Annotated in this window: 13 protein-coding genes and 1 pseudogene; 5 read left to right on the plus strand and 9 right to left on the minus strand. The window is 66.2% G+C overall.

All coding sequences use genetic code 11. The annotated features are described in order from the left end of the window. Positions 1-98 precede the first annotated feature (98 nt). Positions 99-2468: a xanthine dehydrogenase family protein molybdopterin-binding subunit gene (locus tag MTX21_RS08740; protein ID WP_280964398.1), complete on the plus strand. Its 2370-nt coding sequence runs from the start codon at positions 99-101 to the stop codon at positions 2466-2468. 458 nt (positions 2469-2926) lie between these two features. Here the strand turns inward: MTX21_RS08740 and MTX21_RS08745 are convergent, their stop codons facing one another. After that, on the minus strand, positions 2927-3727 hold the full coding sequence (locus MTX21_RS08745) for a hypothetical protein (RefSeq protein ID WP_280964399.1): 801 nt from the start codon (positions 3725-3727) through the stop codon (positions 2927-2929). A gap of 121 nt (positions 3728-3848) precedes the next feature. Between MTX21_RS08745 and MTX21_RS08750 the strand changes: the two genes are divergently transcribed. The 3 genes from MTX21_RS08750 to MTX21_RS08760 are packed head-to-tail and all read left to right on the plus strand — an operon-like array spanning position 3849 to position 7236. Then, on the plus strand, positions 3849-4340 hold the full coding sequence (locus MTX21_RS08750) for a YaiI/YqxD family protein (RefSeq protein ID WP_280964400.1): 492 nt from the start codon (positions 3849-3851) through the stop codon (positions 4338-4340). A gap of 2 nt (positions 4341-4342) precedes the next feature. Beyond that, positions 4343-6154, plus strand: coding sequence for an ATP-binding cassette domain-containing protein (locus MTX21_RS08755; RefSeq protein ID WP_280964401.1), 1812 nt, complete (start codon positions 4343-4345; stop codon positions 6152-6154). A 2-nt stretch (positions 6155-6156) separates the two neighbouring features. Further along, positions 6157-7236 carry a D-TA family PLP-dependent enzyme gene (locus MTX21_RS08760; protein WP_280964402.1) on the plus strand — a complete coding sequence of 360 codons (1080 nt, stop codon included), beginning with the start codon at positions 6157-6159 and terminating at the stop codon, positions 7234-7236. Here MTX21_RS08760 and MTX21_RS08765 read toward each other — a convergent pair. After that, the gene (locus MTX21_RS08765) at positions 7233-8135 is read right to left on the minus strand and encodes a LysR family transcriptional regulator (protein ID WP_280964403.1); all 903 of its coding nucleotides are present in this window, start codon (positions 8133-8135) and stop codon (positions 7233-7235) included. The two genes, MTX21_RS08760 and MTX21_RS08765, sit on opposite strands and share 4 nt — an antisense overlap. Before the next feature lie 91 nt (positions 8136-8226). On the opposite strand from MTX21_RS08765, the gene MTX21_RS08770 reads away from it, so the two are divergent. Further along, positions 8227-9444 carry an MFS transporter gene (locus MTX21_RS08770; protein WP_280964404.1) on the plus strand — a complete coding sequence of 406 codons (1218 nt, stop codon included), beginning with the start codon at positions 8227-8229 and terminating at the stop codon, positions 9442-9444. A gap of 49 nt (positions 9445-9493) precedes the next feature. Here MTX21_RS08770 and MTX21_RS08775 read toward each other — a convergent pair whose 3' ends face one another. From MTX21_RS08775 to MTX21_RS08805, 7 genes and pseudogenes are all read right to left on the minus strand, one after another. Continuing rightward, on the minus strand, positions 9494-10726 hold the full coding sequence (locus MTX21_RS08775) for a TIGR03862 family flavoprotein (RefSeq protein WP_280964405.1): 1233 nt from the start codon (positions 10724-10726) through the stop codon (positions 9494-9496). A 178-nt stretch (positions 10727-10904) separates the two neighbouring features. Continuing rightward, positions 10905-11822, minus strand: a complete 918-nt coding sequence (locus MTX21_RS08780) for an SDR family NAD(P)-dependent oxidoreductase (protein WP_280964406.1) — start codon at positions 11820-11822, stop codon at positions 10905-10907. A gap of 229 nt (positions 11823-12051) precedes the next feature. After that, positions 12052-12531 carry a MaoC family dehydratase gene (locus MTX21_RS08785; protein ID WP_280964407.1) on the minus strand — a complete coding sequence of 160 codons (480 nt, stop codon included), beginning with the start codon at positions 12529-12531 and terminating at the stop codon, positions 12052-12054. Continuing rightward, complete coding sequence (locus MTX21_RS08790) at positions 12532-14247, minus strand: AMP-binding protein (RefSeq protein WP_280964408.1); 1716 nt, start codon at positions 14245-14247, stop codon at positions 12532-12534. Continuing rightward, positions 14247-15152: pseudogene (mmsB, locus tag MTX21_RS08795) on the minus strand (3-hydroxyisobutyrate dehydrogenase); the annotation flags it as partial. The pseudogene mmsB and the gene MTX21_RS08790, both read right to left, overlap by 1 nt. Positions 15153-15171: 19 nt before the next feature. Continuing rightward, entirely contained in the window at positions 15172-16242 is a 1071-nt protein-coding gene (locus MTX21_RS08800; protein ID WP_280964410.1) for an enoyl-CoA hydratase/isomerase family protein, read from the minus strand. Further along, complete coding sequence (locus MTX21_RS08805) at positions 16239-17384, minus strand: isobutyryl-CoA dehydrogenase (protein ID WP_280971007.1); 1146 nt, start codon at positions 17382-17384, stop codon at positions 16239-16241. Before MTX21_RS08805 ends, MTX21_RS08800 begins: the two co-directional genes overlap by 4 nt. Positions 17385-17391: the final 7 nt, after the last annotated feature.

Consider the following 17391-nt stretch of genomic DNA (forward strand, 5'->3'; position numbering starts at 1 on the left):
GTGCGTTGTCGTGAACGGGGCCGTGGGTTATCTGAACGGGGTCGGTCCTTCAGGCGCCCGCGAAACCCGCGCAAATGCCGGCTTTTCAGGACATTTCCATGCAAGAACACACCAAATCGTCGACGCTCGAAAACGCTATTGCACTGCAAAAATACGGCGTTGGACAACCGGTCCGCCGTAAAGAGGACGACACGCTGGTGCGCGGCAAGGGCCGCTATACCGACGATTTCAACCTGCCCGGCCAGGCCTACGCCGTGATCGTCCGCTCGACCCATGCCCATGGCGTGATCCGCGGCATCGGCACCGAGGCCGCCAGAGCGATGCCGGGCGTGCTGGGGGTGTGGACCGGCACCGACCTTAACGCCGCCGGCTACGGCCCCTTCACCTGCGGCCTGCCGCTGAAGAGCCGTGACGGCTCGCCCCTGCTCCAGACCAACCGCCAGCCCCTCGCGACCGACAAGGTCCGCTTCGTCGGCGATCCCGTCGCCTTCGTGGTTGCGGAGACGCTGGCGCAGGCGCGCGACGCGGCCGAAGCGGTTGAGGTCGATGTCGAGCCCTTGCCGGCAGTGACCGACCCCGAGGAGGCCGCAAGACCCGGCGCGCCACAGCTCTACGACCACATCCCGAACAACGTCGCACTCGACTATCACTATGGCGATGTGGAGAAGGTGAACGCCGCCTTCGCCGGCGCCGCCCATGTGACCAAGCTCGACATCGAGAACACCCGTGTCGCCGTGGTCTCGATGGAACCGCGCGTGGGGCTCGCGTCCTACGACAAGAAGACCGAGCGCTACACCATCCAGGTGCCGACGCAGGGCGTCGCTGGCAACCGCGCCAACCTCGCCAAGAACCTGAAAGTACCGAACGAAAAGGTGCGCATCCTCACCGCCAATGTCGGCGGCTCCTTCGGCATGAAGAACATCAACTACCCCGAATATATGTGCATCCTCTATGCGGCCAAGGAACTCGGCCGCCCGGTGAAGTGGCTCGACGAGCGCTCGACCAGCTTCCTCTCGGACAGCCACGGCCGCGCGCAAAAAATCCATGCCGAGCTCGCGCTGGATGCCGAGGGACATTTCCTCGCGGCAAAGCTCGAAGGCTACGGCAATCTCGGCGCCTACATCACCGGCGTTGCGCCCGGCCCGCTCTCGCTCAACACCGGCAAGAATTTCTCCAGCGTCTATCGTACGCCGCTGATGGCGGTCGACATCAAGACGGTGTTGACCAACACCACGCTGATGGGCGCCTATCGCGGCGCCGGCCGGCCCGAGGCGAACTACTACATGGAGCGCCTAATCGACCGCGCCGCGGACGAGATGGGCATCAACCGGCTGACGCTGCGCAAGCGCAACTTCATCAAGCCGAACCAGATGCCGTTCCCGGCCTCGTCCGGCGTCACCTATGACAGCGGCGACTTCCAGTCGGTGTTCAACAAGGCGCTCGAGATCTCCGACCACGAGAACTTCGCCAAGCGCAAGAAGGAGAGTAAGAAAGCCGGCAAGCTGCGCGGCATCGCGGTCGGCTCCTATCTCGAGGTCACCGCGCCGCCGAGCGTCGAACTCGGCAAGATCGTGTTCGATCCGGACGGCACCGTGCAGCTCATCACCGGCACACTCGACTACGGCCAGGGCCACGCGACGCCGTTCGCGCAGGTTTTGTGCGCGCAGCTCGGCATCCCCTTCGAGAGCGTCAGGCTGGTGCAGGGCGACAGCGACATCGTCCACACCGGCAGCGGCACCGGCGGCTCGCGCTCGATCACGGCGAGCGGCATGGCGATCGTGGAGGCCTCCAAGCTCGTGATCGAGAAGGGCAAGCGCGCCGCCGCGCACATGCTGGAAGCTTCCGAGGTCGACATCGAGTTCGCCGATGGCAGCTTCACCATCGCCGGCACCGACCGCAGCATCGACATCATGGAGCTCGCAAAGCGCCTGCATGAGGGCAAGGTGCCTGAGGGCGTGCCTGACTCGCTCGACGTCGATCACACCAGCGACGTTGTGCCGTCGGCCTTCCCGAACGGCTGCCACGTCGCGGAGGTCGAGATCGATCCGGACACCGGCGTGGTGCAGATCGTGCGCTACAGCGCCGTGAACGATTTCGGCACGGTGATCAACCCGATGCTTGTGGCGGGCCAGCTCCACGGCGGTGTCGTCCAGGGCATCGGCCAGGCGCTGATGGAGCAGATCCGCTACGACGAGAGCGGCCAGCCGATCACGGGCTCGCTGATGGACTACGCGCTGCCGCGCGCCGAGGACGCGCCGTTCATGACGGTCGGCGATCACCCGGTGCCGGCCAAGAGCAATCCCTTGGGCACCAAGGGCTGCGGCGAAGCGGGCTGCGCCGGCAGCATGTCGACGGTGGTGAACGCGGTGCTCGATGCGCTCTCGGACTACGGCGTCAAGCATATCGACATGCCGCTGACGCCGGAGCGCGTCTGGCGCGCGATCCAGCAGGCGAAGGGCGGGGCGTAGGGGCGACTTCCTGCTTCCACAATCATCACTGTCATCGCCCGCGAAAGCGGGCGATCCAGTATTCCAGAGACGTCGGAGGGGTACGGAGAAGCCGCGGCGTACTGGATGCCCCGCCTACGCGGGGCATGACACCGTAATTTGGGTTAGATGCGCTCGCTGCCGCCACACCCGCAATCGTCATCGCCCGCGAAAGCGGGCGATCCAGTATTCCAGAGACGTTGGAGGGATACGGAGAAGCCGCGACGTACTGGATGGCCCGCATTCGCGGGGCATGACACCGTAATTTGGGTTAGACGCGCTCGCTGCCGCCACACCCGCAATCGTCATCGCCCGCGAAAGCGGGCGATCCAGTATTCCAGAGACGTTGGAGGGATACGGAGAAGCCGCGGTGTACTGGATGCCCCGCTTTCGCGGGGCATGACACCGTGTTTGCGGCGACGCGCGTGCCCCTTACCGCCCTACGCCGCCGCCTGCTCGCGCGGCTGGTAGATCGCGGTGTGGTGGCAGTGCGCCAACGGCGTTTCCCCGTTGGCGACGACCAGCGCGTCGAGCTCGACGAAGCGATGGCCCTTCTTCTCGTAGTTCGCGATGACCTTCGCCCGCGCGGTGATCTCGTCGCCGGCACGCGCGGCCGACAAGAGCTGCATGCGGCTGCCGACATGGATCCACGGGCCCAAAATCGTGTTGTCGACCAGCACGCGGTTCATGACCCGCTGGATCAGGCCTGGATGGCCAAGCCCTTCGCGCGCGAACATCGGATCGGCCTCGCGGATGTCGGCGAGATAGTCGGCAGCGTCCTGCCCGGCCCAGCGGCGCGGCACTGTCCCGAGCCATTTGCCCGCCTCGAATGTCGCGGGGCTGATCGGCTTGCGCTCGGTCACGGCCGGGACCGCGACATAGTCGTTCAAAGCCACCGCCGGCGCGGCAGCCGGCAGCGAGGCGGTGCCGGTCGCGCAGAGCTCGGTGCGGCTGAACACCTCGATCGTGAGCAACTCGTTGTGCTCGGTCGCATCGATATCGGCGGCCTCGCCGTCATAGACCGGCTTGATGAAGCGCGCCTCGATCAGCCCACGCGCAAGGAAATCGCGGCCCCAGCGGGCGATCGGCACATGCATCATGTAGGCGAAGACATCGGCGCCGGGCACCAATCCACCGGAAAAGCCGAAGCGGCGCGCCACCGTATCGTCATGCATCTTGTTTTCGGACTGCTTGGCCGTGTTGTAGGCCTGCACGCGATAGGTTTCGAGCCGGTTCGGCATGGGGTTCACCTTCCCTAATTTCTTGCCCTGAATTCTTGTTGTTTCGGGCGCGATGGTAGGGCCTGAGGAACCGGGGTCAATCCCCTCGCCTTTGCGGCCCGAATGGGGTACCACGCCGCCGATGACTGACACCACCACCCGCATCTATGTCGACGCCGACGCCTGTCCGGTGAAGGACGAGATCTATCGCGTCGCGATCCGGCACGGCGTGCCGGTGAGCGTGGTCGCCGGCAATTTCATCCGCGTGCCCCAGGATCCGCTGATCGAGCGTGTCGCGGCGGGCGCCGGCATGGATGCGGCCGACGACTGGATCGCGGAGCGCGCCGGTCCCGGCGACGTCGTCGTGACATCAGACATTCCGCTGGCAAGCCGCTGCGTGAAGGCGGGCGCGGACGTCATCGCGCCGAACGGCAAGCCGTTCACGGAAGAGTCGATCGGCATGACGCTCGCGGTGCGCAACCTGATGACTGACCTCCGCTCGGCGGGCGAAGTCACCGGCGGTCCCAGATCCTTCGCGCCGCGCGACCGCTCCGCGTTCCTCTCGGCGCTCGACCAGACACTGCGCCGGATTCAGCGTCGCCGCCCCGAGCAGGCCATAGCGAGCGAGGGCTGATCGTGGCGCCGCCGCTGATCCAACTGAAGGACATCAGGCTGACCTTTGGCGGCACCCCGCTTCTGACCGGCGTCGAGCTCAACGTCGCGCCAAGCGAGCGCGTCTGCCTGATCGGCCGCAACGGCTCCGGCAAGTCGACGCTGCTGAAGATTGCGGCGGGACTCGTCGAGGCCGACGCCGGCACGCGCTTCGTGCAGCCGGGCGCGACGGTTCGCTATTTGCCGCAGGAGCCGGATTTCGGCGACCACAAAACCACGCTTGCCTACGTCGAGGCCGGGCTCGCGCCCGGCGATGACCATCACCAGGCGCGCTATCTGCTGGAGCAGCTCGGGCTGACCGGCGAGGAGACTCCCGCAAATCTCTCCGGCGGTGAAGCACGGCGCGCGGCGCTCGCGCGCGTGCTGGCGCCCTCGCCCGACATCCTGCTTTTGGACGAGCCGACCAATCATCTCGACCTCACCACCATCGAATGGCTGGAGAAGGAGCTCGACAGCCGGCGCAGCGCGCTGGTCTTGATCAGCCATGACCGCCGTTTCCTCACCAACCTCTCGCGCTCCACGGCCTGGCTCGATCGCGGCAAGATCAAGCAGATCGACCGCGGCTTTGCCGCATTCGAGGCCTGGCGCGACGGGGTGCTGGCCGAGGAGGAGCGCGACCAGCACAAGCTCGACCGCAAGATCGTCGACGAGGAGCGTTGGCTGCGCCACGGCGTCTCCGGCCGGCGCAAGCGCAACGTCAAGCGGCTCGCCAATCTGCACGCGCTCCGCGCGCAGCGGCGCAACTATCGCGGCACGGCCGGCAGCGCCAGTCTCGCGGCGGCGGAAGCGGAGCAGTCCGGCAAGCTGGTGATCGAAGCCAAGGGCGTCAGCAAGGCCTATGGCGAGCGCAACATCGTCGAGAATTTCTCCACCCGGATCCAGCGCGGCGACCGCCTCGGCATCATCGGGCCGAACGGCGCCGGCAAGACCACGCTGGTCAATCTGCTCACCGGCGGCGCGCAGCCCGACTCCGGGACGGTGCGGTTAGGGGCCAATCTGGAGATGGCGACCCTCGACCAACACCGCGAAAGCCTCGATCCCAAATCGACGCTGGCCGAAGCCCTGACAGGCGGCCGCGGCGACCACGTCATGGTTGGCGGCAAGCCGAAGCATGTCGTCGGCTACATGAAAGACTTTCTGTTCGCGCAGGAGCAGCGCGGCACGCCGCTCGAAGTGCTTTCGGGCGGCGAGCGCGGCCGGCTGATGCTGGCGCGCGCGCTGGCCAAGCCCTCGAACCTTCTCGTGTTGGACGAACCGACCAACGATCTCGACCTCGAGACGCTCGACGTGCTGGAAGAGATGCTCGGCGACTACGAAGGCACGGTGATCCTGATCAGTCACGACCGCGACTTCCTCGACCGCGTCGTCACCTCCGTGATCGCACCCGATGGCGACGGCAGATGGATCGAATATGCCGGCGGCTACAGCGATATGCTGGCGCAGCGCGGCGCCGACCTGAAGCGCGAGACGGTCAAGGGGCAGCCTGTCGCGGAAAAGAAGGAAGAGCGGCCCGTTGCTCCGACGTCGGCGCCGAAACGCCGGTTGAGCTTCAACGAGAAGCACGCGCTCGAAACGCTGCCCAAGAAGATCGAGACGCTTCACGCCGATATTGCAAAACTGCAGCGCGTGCTCGACGATCCCGGTCTCTACGCCAAGGATCGCAAGACATTCGACGATACGTCCGCCGCGATCGCCAAGGCCCACGAAGAACTTTCCGCTGCTGAAGACCGCTGGCTCGAACTTGAAATGCTCCGCGAAGAGATTGAACAGGCTTAACCATGACAACGACTCTCGCCGCCAAGATCGCCCGTGAATATGGCACGCCCTGTGCCGTCATCGACATGGACAAGGTCGAGCGCAACATCGCGCGGATCCAGAAGGCCTGCAATGAGGCCGGCGTCGCCAACCGGCCGCACATCAAGACACACAAGAACCCGACGCTCGCCAAGATGCAGATCGCGGCGGGGGCCAAGGGCATCACCTGCCAGAAGCTCGGCGAGGCCGAGATCATGGCCAATGCCGGCATCGACAATATCCTGATCAGCTACAATCTGCTCGGCGAGGAGAAGATGGCGCGTCTCGGCGCGCTGCAGGCGAAGGCCAACATGACGGTGGCCGCCGACAATTCGACCGTGGTCGCCGGCCTGCCCAAGGCTGCGGCCGCCTCCGGCCGTCCACTGTCGGTCGTGGTGGAATGCGACACGGGGCGCAAGCGCGCCGGCGTCGAGACGCCGGCCGAGGCGGTGGCGCTGGCACGCGAGATCGCGGCATCGAAGGGGCTGCAATTCGCCGGGTTCATGATGTACCCGACCGAGACCGGCTGGGCCGAGGCGCAGAAATTCTACGATGAGGCGCTGGCGGGCGTGCGCGCGCACGGGCTGGAGGCCCCGATCGTGTCGACCGGCGGCACGCCCAACCTCGTCAATCTCGGCAAGCTCAAGGGCGGCACCGAGCACCGCTTCGGCACCTACATCTACAACGACCGCATGCAGGTCGCGGCCGGCTCCGCCACCTGGGACGACTGCGCTCTGCACATCTATTCGACGGTCGTCAGCCGCGCGGCGCCCGAGCGCGGCATCCTCGATGCCGGCTCGAAGACGCTGACGACGGACACCGGCGGCCTCGACGGCCACGGCCTGATCCTGGAGCATCCCGAAGCCAGGATCGCGCGCTTCGCCGAAGAGCACGGCTTCCTCGACCTCTCCCGCAGCAACACCCGCCCGAACGTCGGCGACGTCGTGCGCATCGTGCCCAATCACGTTTGCGTCGTCGTCAACATGATGGACGAGGTGGTGATGGTCCGTGGCGAGGAGATCATCGGCGCACTGCCGGTGGCGGCAAGAGGCAAGCTGCGCTAGGCGCCGATCAGCGCCTGCAGTTCGCGATCCAGCCCGTCGCGGAACAGCTTGATCGGACGCGCCAGCCGGCCGGCGGGCGGGCGATGCACGATCCACGCGCGCACCGCGGGATTGAAATCCCGCGCCGCGACCGGCTTGAGCTTGTCGCGAAACGCGCTCCGCTTCAGCCCGATCGGCGTCACAAGGCCGACGCCGAGGCCGCGCGCGACCAGAGACAGGCGAAGCTCGCTGTCGAGCGCCTCGACGGCAATGTTGAACGGCAGATGCTCGGCATCGAACCGGCGCTTGAGCGTGTCGCGAAAGCCGCAGCCGTCCTGGTTGATCACCCATGATATTTGCGACAGGCGCTCCAGATCGACGATGCGCGGGATCTTCATGTCGCGCGCAACGACGAACACCACCGGCTGCGCGCCGAGATCGTCTGCGACGAGGTCGGCTGGCGGTACTGCGCCATCGGGCAGGCAAATCGCGGCCGCGTCGAGTTCGTTGCGGCAGACCCGCTCGACCTGGTTGGGCGACCAGCCCGAGACGATGCGCACGCTCAGCGCCGGAAATTCGGCGCGCACGGCATCGAGCGGTGCAGTGAGCCCGGCCTCGGAGAGAAACGGCGTGAGCCCCAGCCTGAACTCGCCGCGCACTACGCCGTCATTGGCGACTCCCGACTTGAGATCGTCCAGCATCCTGAGCAGGCGGCGGCCCTGCTCATAGGCCTCATAGCCCGCGGCCGTCGGCTTCAGCGGCTTCGAGAGCCGATCCAGGAGCTGCGCACCCAGCATCTCCTCGAGATTCTGGATGCGCCGTGTCACGCCGGGCTGGGTGAGGTTGAGGCGCGCTGAGGCCGCAACGATCGATCCGGTCTCGACCACTGCGACGAAGGCGACAAGGTCATGGGTGTTCATAACGAACTCGCATATTCTTTATAGGCTTATTTGAATTGTAGCATATTAGGGAGCCCGCTTAAAGGACCCGCATCACAGCCTGCGAGGTCCCATGACCATCTTCGAAACCACCAAGCTTGCGCCCGCAAAGCAGCGTGCCGAGCGATCCCTGATCTGGCTCGGCGCCGTCACCACCGGCGTCGTCGTCACCAACCTGTTCGCGCCGCAGATTCTGGTTGGCCTGATCGGCCGGTCGCTGGCCATGACCGCCTGGCAGGCGGGCCTCGTCAGCACGCTCACGCTGCTCGGCTATGCGCTCGGCCTGTTACTACTGGTGCCACTCGTCGACCTCATCGAGAACCGGCGCCTGATCCTGCGGACACTCGGCTGCGCCATTCTCGCTGCCCTTGCGACGGCGCTCGCGCCGACGCCGTCGCTTCTGCTGCTGGCCACCTTCGTCCTCGGCGCCTCCTGCGCGGCCATCCAGATGATGGTCCCCCTCGTGGCGTCCATGGTGGCGCCGGAGCGTCGCGGCCAAGCCATCGGCGAGGTCATGAGCGGATTGATGATCGGCATCCTGTTGTCGCGCCCCGCGGCGAGCCTCATCGCCGATCTCTGGAGCTGGCGTGCCTACTACCTCCTCTCGGCCATCCTGATGGCGTTACTTCTGGGCGCGCTCGGCCGCTATCTGCCGACGCTGCAACCGGCGGCCGGTGAAAGCTACGGCGAATTGCTGCGTTCCTTCCCAAGGCTCCTGCGGGAAGAGCCTGTGCTGCGCGTGCGGGCCTGGACCGCGGCGCTGGTCATGGCGTCCTTCACTGCGTTCTGGGCCGCGGTCGCGCTGCGGCTGCCGGACGTGCCATTCGCCCTCGACGCCAAGGGAATTGCGGCTTTCGCCCTGATCGGCGTGGCCGGCGCAGCCGCGACATCGCTGGCCGGCCGCTGGGGCGACAAAGGCTGGGCGCGCCCGATGTTCCTTGCGGCCCATCTGCTCATCATCGCCTCGCTCGCGCTCTGTGCCTGGGCCGGTGTGATGGAATCACGAATAGTCGCCCTGCTTGTATTGAGCCTCGGCACGATCCTGCTCGATGTCGGCATCACCACCGACCAGACGCTGGGCCGCCGCGCCATCAACCTGCTGCGTCCCGAAGCGCGCGGCCGCATCAACGGCCTGTTCGTTGCGCTGTTCTTCATCGGCGGTGGCGTCGGCGCTGCCGCGGCGTCGCTGGCCTGGACTTACGGCGGCTGGACCATGGTCTGTGTCGTCGCCGCGAGTTTTGGCGTGCTCGGTCTCCTCACCGATCTCATGACCAGGACCGGTACGTCATGACGCGCCCGCGCCATCCTTCGAGGCTCGCAGCGAAGGCCTCGGCGGCGTTCTAGGAACGTTTCAGCCACTCCAACGCACCCCGCCCCGCGGCGGCGCCAGTCGCAAACGAGGCCTGAAGCAAGTAGCCACCAGTCGGCGCTTCCCAGTCGAGCATCTCACCGGCTGCGAACACGCCCGGCAGCTTGCGGATCATCCAGCTCGCGTCGATCTCACTGAAGGAAATGCCTCCGGCACTCGAGATCGCGCGCGCGATTGGCGCAACGCCGGTGAGCTTGATCGGCACGGCGTTGACGAGCTCGGCCAATCGCTCGGCCGGCATTGCCGATAATGATTGGCCTGCCCCGATCGCCGCTTCCTGCAACAATCCGAGCGCAACGGGCGAAAGCTGCACGGCTTTGCGCAGAAAGTTGGAGAACGACTGCTTGCCGCGCGACACGGACAGACGGCGGACCAGCTCGGCGCGATCGAGGTCAGGCCGCAAGACGACCTCGAGAGCAGCCTCGCCTCTCGCCGCGATCGCCTCGCGCAACTCAGCCGACAGCGCATAGATCGCGCCGCCTTCGATGCCGGTGCGCGTGATGGTCGCCTCGCCGCGCACGCGGTGCGGGCCGCAGCTCAGGCCAATGCCCTTGAGCGGCTGGCCTTCGAAGCGCGTGCGGAAGACATCGGACCAGGCGATGGTGAAGCCGCAATTCGCGGGCCGCAGCGGCGATATCGCAAGCCCTTTGTCGACGAGGATTTGCGTCCAGCCGCCGTCGGAGCCGAGCCGCGGCCAGCTTGCGCCGCCGAGCGCCAGCACGGTGAGGCGGGCTGCAACAGCGGACGTGCCGCCGGGTGCCCGAAACAGCAACCGTCCCTCATCATCCCAGCCGGTCCAGCGCTGGCGAAAGGCAAAGCGCACGCCGCTGGCATCAAGCCGGCGCAGCCAGGCCCGCAACAAGGGCGATGCCTTGAACGCCTTCGGAAAGACGCGGCCACTTGAGCCGATAAAGGTCGGCTCGCCCAACCCTTCGCACCAGGCACGCAACGCATCCGGTGGGAAGGCCTCGATCGCCGCTTGCAGGTTCGCCGTCGCCTCGCGATAGCGCGCCATGAACAGCGGCACTGGCTCGCTGTGCGTGAGGTTGAGCCCACCGCGACCGGCCATCAGGAATTTGCGGCCAGCCGACGGCATCGCATCGTAGACGGTGACGTAAGCACCGCCTTGCGCCAGCACCTCCGCCGCCATCAGTCCGGCGGGACCGGCACCGATGACGGCGACGTGGTTTTCGGTTGAGGTCATGGCGTGAGTTTAGGCCAGATTCTCGCGCCACAAACAGGCTCGTCATTCCCGGGCGCGTCCGCTTGGGCACGAGCCCGGAATCCACTAGGCAACGCGCTGTGCGGCACGATGGATTCCGGGCTCGATGCTCCGGGCCGCTCTCGCGCAGTCCCGTCGCATCGCCCCGGAACGACGGCGGTTAGAGTTTGATGCCGGCGCGGGCCGCGGCCTGCGCCACATATTTCTGCGTTTGCTCGAACGCGCCCGTCAGCGCCTTGGCCTTCGACATATCGCTGATCTCGGCGAAACGCGCGGCGACGGCGTCGGGGGTCCATTCGGACTCCGGCAGGTTGATGCCCTCGCTCTCCAAAATCTTGATCACCGCGAAGGAGCCGGCACCGGCGCCCATGATGGTGCGGGTGGGCGCATCCTCGCTGAGGAGATATTCGACCGCCGGCGTGATCGCGTTCGGCTTCATGAGCTGCAGCGCCTGCGGCGGCAGCAGCTCCTCGGTCATGCGGGTGGCCGCCGTCGGCGAGATGATGTTGACGCGGATGTCGTTCTTGCGGCCCTCTTCGGCCAGCACGTTCATCAGGCCGACCATGCCGGACTTCGCCGCGCCGTAATTGGCCTGGCCGAAATTGCCGTAGAGACCGGAGGACGAGGTGGTCAGCACGATGCGGCCGTAGTTGCGGTCGCGCATGCCGGCCCAGGCCGCCTTGCAGCAATAGAAGGTGCCGACGAGGTGCACGTCGAGCACCTTCTGGAAATCGGTGGTCTCCATCTTGCCGAACGACTTGTCGCGCAGGATGCCGGCGTTGGCGCAGAGGAGATCGACGCTGCCCCACTCCTTGGTGGCGCGCTCGACCATGGCGGTGACCTGCTCGAAATTCGACACGTCGGCGCCGTCGGCCATCGCCGTGCCGCCGGCCTTGCGGATCTCCTCGACCACGGCCTCAGCCGGCGAGAGCGAGCCGCCGGTGCCGTCGCGCGCGCCGCCGAAGTCGTTGACCACGACCTTGGCGCCGCGGCTCGCCAGCCCCAGCGCATGCGCGCGCCCCAGACCATTGCCCGCGCCGGTGACGATGGCGACGCGTCCGTCAAACCTGATTGCCATGAGTGAAGTCCTGTTCTTCCGTTTCCTTCTCCCCTTGTGGGAGAAGGTGGCGCGAAGCGCCGGATGAGGGGTCTCTCTCCACAGATGCGCTCGCGGAGAGAGACCCCTCACCCGCCTCGCGTTCCGCGAGGCACCCTCTCCCCCAAGGGGAGAGGGTCCGAGTGCATCGATTGGAGAGCTTTTGAGCAGCGATGGATTGCCGGGTCAAGCCCGGCAATGACGGGCACGCTCAGGCGAAATAGATCAACCCGAGCCACTCGGCGACCAGCGCCGGCTTGTCCTCGCCTTCGATCTCCACCGTGACGTTGGTGCGGGACTGCAATTCGTTGGGCTTGCGCAGCTTGGCTTCAGTCAGCACGAAGCGGCCGCGGACGCGCTTTCCGGCGCGGACCGGCGAGATGAAGCGCAGCTTGTCAAAACCGTAGTTCACGCCCATCGTGGTGCCGGCGATGACCGGCATCACCTCGTAGGACATGATCGACAGCAGCGACATCGTCAGGAAGCCGTGCGCGATGGTGGTGCCGAAAGCCGTCTCCTTCTTCGCACGCTCGGGATCGACATGGATGAACTGGTGATCCTCGATCACGTCGGCATAGCTATTGATGCGGGGCTGGTCGATCAGGTGCCACGACGACACGCCGACCTCCTTGCCGACCAGGGCCTGATAGGCCTCAAGGGAAATCGGCGGCTTCTTCCAAACTTCGTTCACTTAGGTCTCACTCCGGGTTTTCGGCAGCTCCGGAAAGTCCTCTTCCCGGAATTCGCGACCGCGCAGGGGATCGGTGCGATCGTCGTCGCGTTCGAGCCGGCGTAGCTGCACGCGGCGAATTTTTCCAGAGATCGTTTTCGGCAGCTCGGTGACGATCTCGATGCGGCGGATGCGCTTGAACGGCGCAAGGCGCGTGTGCAGATGCTTGAAGATCGACAACGCGGTTTCCGGCGTCCGCTCCGCGCCCGAGGTCAGCAGCACGAACGCCTTGGGGATCGCGAGCCGGATCGGATCCGGGCTCGGCACCACGGCGGCTTCCGCGACCAGCTCATGCTCCAGCAGCACGCTCTCCAGCTCGAACGGGCTGACGCGGTAGTCGGAGGACTTGAAGACGTCGTCGGACCGCCCGACGAACGTGAGATAGCCTTCCTCGTCCGCGAAAACGACATCGCCGCTGCGATAGAGCGTGCCTTCGGCGCCCGACAATTTGCCGTCGTCGCCCTGGTAGCCCTGCATCAGGCCGGCGGGACGATCCGCGCCGAGCAGCAACGTCACCTCGCCCTCTTTCGCCGGATGACCGTCGGCGTCGCTGATCTGGACGCGATAGCCCGGCAGCGGCCGGCCCATCGAGCCGACCTTGACCTTCTGACCCGGCGAGTTGCCGGCGAGCGCGGCGGTCTCGGTCTGGCCGTAGCCGTCGCGGATGGTGAGACCCCAGGCTGCCTGGACCTGGTCGATCACCTCCGGATTGAGCGGCTCGCCGGCGCCGCAGACTTCGCGCAAGGCCACTTTGAAGGACGAAAGGTCCTCCTGGATGAACAGCCGCCACACCGTCGGCGGCGCGCACAGCGTGGTGACGCCGCAGCGGCCGATGGTGGCGAGCAGGCCTTTCGCATCGAAGCGCGGCTGGTTGACGACGAACACGGTGGCACCCGCATTCCATGGCGCGAAAAAACAGCTCCAGGCATGCTTGGCCCAGCCGGGCGAGGAAATGTTGAGGTGAACGTCGCCGGGCTTCAGCCCGATCCAGTACATCGTGGAGAGATGGCCGACGGGATAGCTGCGCTGGCTGTGTCGCACCAGCTTTGGCTTGGCCGTGGTGCCGGAGGTGAAATAGAGCAGCATCGGGTCGTCGGCGTTGGTCGGACCATCGGGCACAAAGCTCTCCGACGATTTCGCCGCCTCATCGTAGGCACGCCAGTCATCGGTGGCCGCGCCGACCACGATGCGGACGAGATTTTCGGTGCCGAGCCCCGCGAACTTCGCGACCTGGTCTTGCGCCGCCACCACCGCCCTCGCCTTGCCGCGATCGAGCCGGTCGCGCAACTCATCGGCGGTGAGCAGCGTGGTCGCAGGAATCACGACGACGCCGAGCTTCATCGCGGCGAGCATGGTCTCCCACAGCGGAACCACATTGCCGAGCAGAAGCAGAAGATGATCGCCGCGCTTCAGGCCTTGCGCGCGCAGGAAGTTCGCGACGCGATTGGAGCGGCGCGACATCGTCTCGAAAGACAGCTTGGTCTGCTGGTCCTGCGCGTCGACGATCCAGAGCGCGGGCCGGTCCTTGCTCTCCGCATTCGCCGCCAGCTCGGCGTCGAACCAGTCGAGCGCCCAGTTGAAGGGAACCGGATCGGGCCAGCGGAAACCCTTGACCGCTGTCTCGTAGTCCGTGCGGTGCTTTAGCAGAAAGGCGCGCGCTTCCTGAAATGTCGTCATCAAGCTTTCCCGGCCAACTCCCTAACGTGCTTGATAATTCCGGAAAAATCCACCCCGCCATGGCCGGCTGCATCGAAAGACTGATAGATCTCCTGCGCATGCTTGCCGAGCGGAGTCGCGGCGCCCGCCGCCTTCGCGGCGTCCTGCGCGAGCGTCAGGTCCTTCACCATCAGTGCCGAGGCGAAGCCCGGCTTGTAGTCGTTGTTGGCGGGCGAGGTTGGCACCGGGCCCGGCACCGGGCAATAGCTCGTCAACGACCAGCACTGGCCCGACGAAGTCGAGGCGACGTCGAACAGCGCCTGATGCGAGAGCCCGAGCTTCTCTGCGAGCGCAAAGGCCTCGCTCACCGCGATCATGGAAATGCCGAGGATCATGTTGTTGCAGATCTTCGCCGCTTGTCCCGCGCCGGCACCGCCACAATGCACGATCTTCTTGCCCATCTTCTCCAGCACGGGTTTTGCCGTCGCAAACGCTGTCTCCTCGCCGCCGCACATGAAGGTGAGCGTCGCGCCCTTGGCGCCGCCCGTGCCGCCGGAGACCGGCGCGTCGACCGACAGCACGCCGTGCTTGGCGGCAAGCGCATGCGCCTGCCGCGCGCTTTCGACGTCGATGGTCGAGCTATCGATGATCAGCGCGCCCTTGGCCATCGCGGGAACGACCTCGTTCCAGACGCCGAGAACATGCTTGCCGGCCGGCAGCATGGTGACGACGATGTCGGCCCCCTTCACGGCCCCTGGCGCACTGTCGGCAATGCTGGCGCCATCGGCCTTGGCCTGGTTGCGGGAGGCCTCGACCAGGTCGAACGCAACGACCTTTTGGCCGGCTTTGACTAGATTGGCCGCCATCGGGCCGCCCATGTTGCCGAGACCGATGAATGCGATCGTGGCCATCTTCGTCTCCTCCGCTGATGCGCGTTTCGCTCTGTCAGTTGAATTTCAGCTCGTCGGCGCCGATCTCGGCGAAATACGGCGCCACCATGTCGGGCGTGACGTCCTCGATCCGCGGCGGTGACCAGGTCGGATTGCGGTCCTTGTCGATCACGGCGGCGCGCACGCCCTCGCGGAAATCGTCGCTGCGGAAGACTTCGAGCGCGGCGCGATATTCGCGCACCAGGCACTCCTCCAGACTTGACGCCTGACGTGCGAGCCGCAGCAGCTTCAACGTCACCACCATGCCGCGGGGCGACTTCTCGCCAAGAGTCTTCAGCGTGGCTATCGCGAAGTCCGAGCCGTCGCGCTTGAGCGCAGCGACGATGTCTTCCATGCGGTCGAACGCAAACAGCGCGTCGGTCGTCGCCTGCTTGGCGGCCACGGGTCCGGCGGTCCCGCCGGTCGCAAATCCGTCGATGAGCTTACTGACCTCGGCCGCGGTCGCGCCCGGGCGAACTTTCGTCAGCGCCTCGCGCAGCGCCGGCAGCTTTGTGGCGGGGACCACCGCATCGGCAAACTTCGCGTGGATCGCATCCGGGCCGTTCATGGTCTGGCCGGTCAGGCCAAAATACGTGCCGATCTCGCCGGGCGCGTGCGACAGCAAATAGGTGCCGCCGACATCGGGGAAGAAGCCGAGGCCGACCTCGGGCATCGCAAGCTTGGTACGATCGGTCACGACGCGATGGCTTGCATGCGCGGAGAGACCGACGCCGCCGCCCATCACGATGCCATCCATGAAGGCGACGTAGGGTTTTGGAAATTTCTTGATTCGGGCGTTGAGGATGTATTCCTCGCGCCACAGGATCTTGCCGAGATCGCCGTTGACCTTGGAGCTCTCCCAGAGCGCGCGGATGTCGCCGCCGGCGCACAGGCCGCGCTCGCCGGCGCCTTCCAGCAGGATCACGGCAACCGCGGGATCGGTCTCGAATCGGTCGAGCGCCTTTTCGATGTCGCGAAACATCTCCAGCGTGACGGCGTTGATCGCCTTGGGGCGGTTGAGCCGGATTACGCCGGCAAAACCTTCGACGCGCGCAACCAGATCGCCTTCTTCCACCATCGCCGTCATCGTGCGCCTTCGATCAGTTTGCGCGCCACGATGAGCCGCATGATTTCATTGGTGCCTTCGAGGATCTGGTGCACGCGCAGGTCGCGCACGATCTTCTCGATGCCGTATTCGCTGAGGTAGCCGTAGCCGCCGTGAAGCTGCAGCGCATGGTTGGCGACCTCGAAGCCGATATCGGTGCCGAAGCGCTTGGCCATCGCGCAGAGCATGGTGGCATCGGGGTCCTTGCGGTCCAGCGCCGCCGCGGCGCGCCACAAGAAAGTGCGTGCGGCCTCCAGCTCGATCGCCATATCGGCGAGGCGGAATTGCAGCGCCTGGAATTCGTCGAGCCGCTTGCCGAAGGCCTTGCGCTCCTTCATGTAGGCGCGCGCCTTGTCGAGCGCGGCCTGCGCGCCGCCGAGCGAACACGCCGTGATGTTGAGGCGGCCGCCGTCGAGCCCGGCCATCGCGATTCTGAAGCCGACGCCCTCCTCGCTCAGCCGGTTGGCCACCGGCACGCGCGCGTTCTCGAACATCACCGCGCGGGTCGGCTGCGCGTTCCAGCCCATCTTGCGCTCATTGGCGCCGAACGAGACGCCCGGCGTCTTGCCGTCGATGACGAGAGTCGAGATGCCGCCGGGCCCGTCGCCGCCGGTCCGCACCATCGCAACGAGAATATCGCTGCCGCCGGCACCCGAGATGAACTGCTTCTGGCCGTTGAGAACATAGTGATCGCCGTCGCGCACCGCGCGGGTGCGCAGCGCCGCCGCGTCCGAGCCGGCGCCCGGCTCGGTCAGGCAGTAGCTTGCGATCAGCTCCATGGTGCAGAGCTTCGGCAGCCACTTCTGGCGCTGGCTGTCGCTGCCGTAGGCATCGATCATCCACAACGCCATGTTGTGGATGGAGATGAAGGCCGAGGTGGTCGGGCAGCCGGTCGCGAGCGCCTCGAAGATCAGCGCCGCGTCGAAGCGCGTCATGGCGGAGCCGCCGACATCGTCGCGGATGTAGATGCCGCCCATGCCGAGCGTGGCGGCCTCGCGCATCACGTCGACAGGAAAATGCTTCTCCTCGTCCCAGCGCAGCGCATGCGGCGCGATCTTCTCCGCCGCAAACGCCAACGCCATGTCGCGAACCGCGATCTGATCCTCGTTCAGAGCGAACTGCATCATCGCC

Origin of the sequence: Bradyrhizobium sp. ISRA430 (assembly GCF_029909975.1) — a bacterium.
Classification (GTDB): Bacteria; Pseudomonadota; Alphaproteobacteria; order Rhizobiales; family Xanthobacteraceae; genus Bradyrhizobium.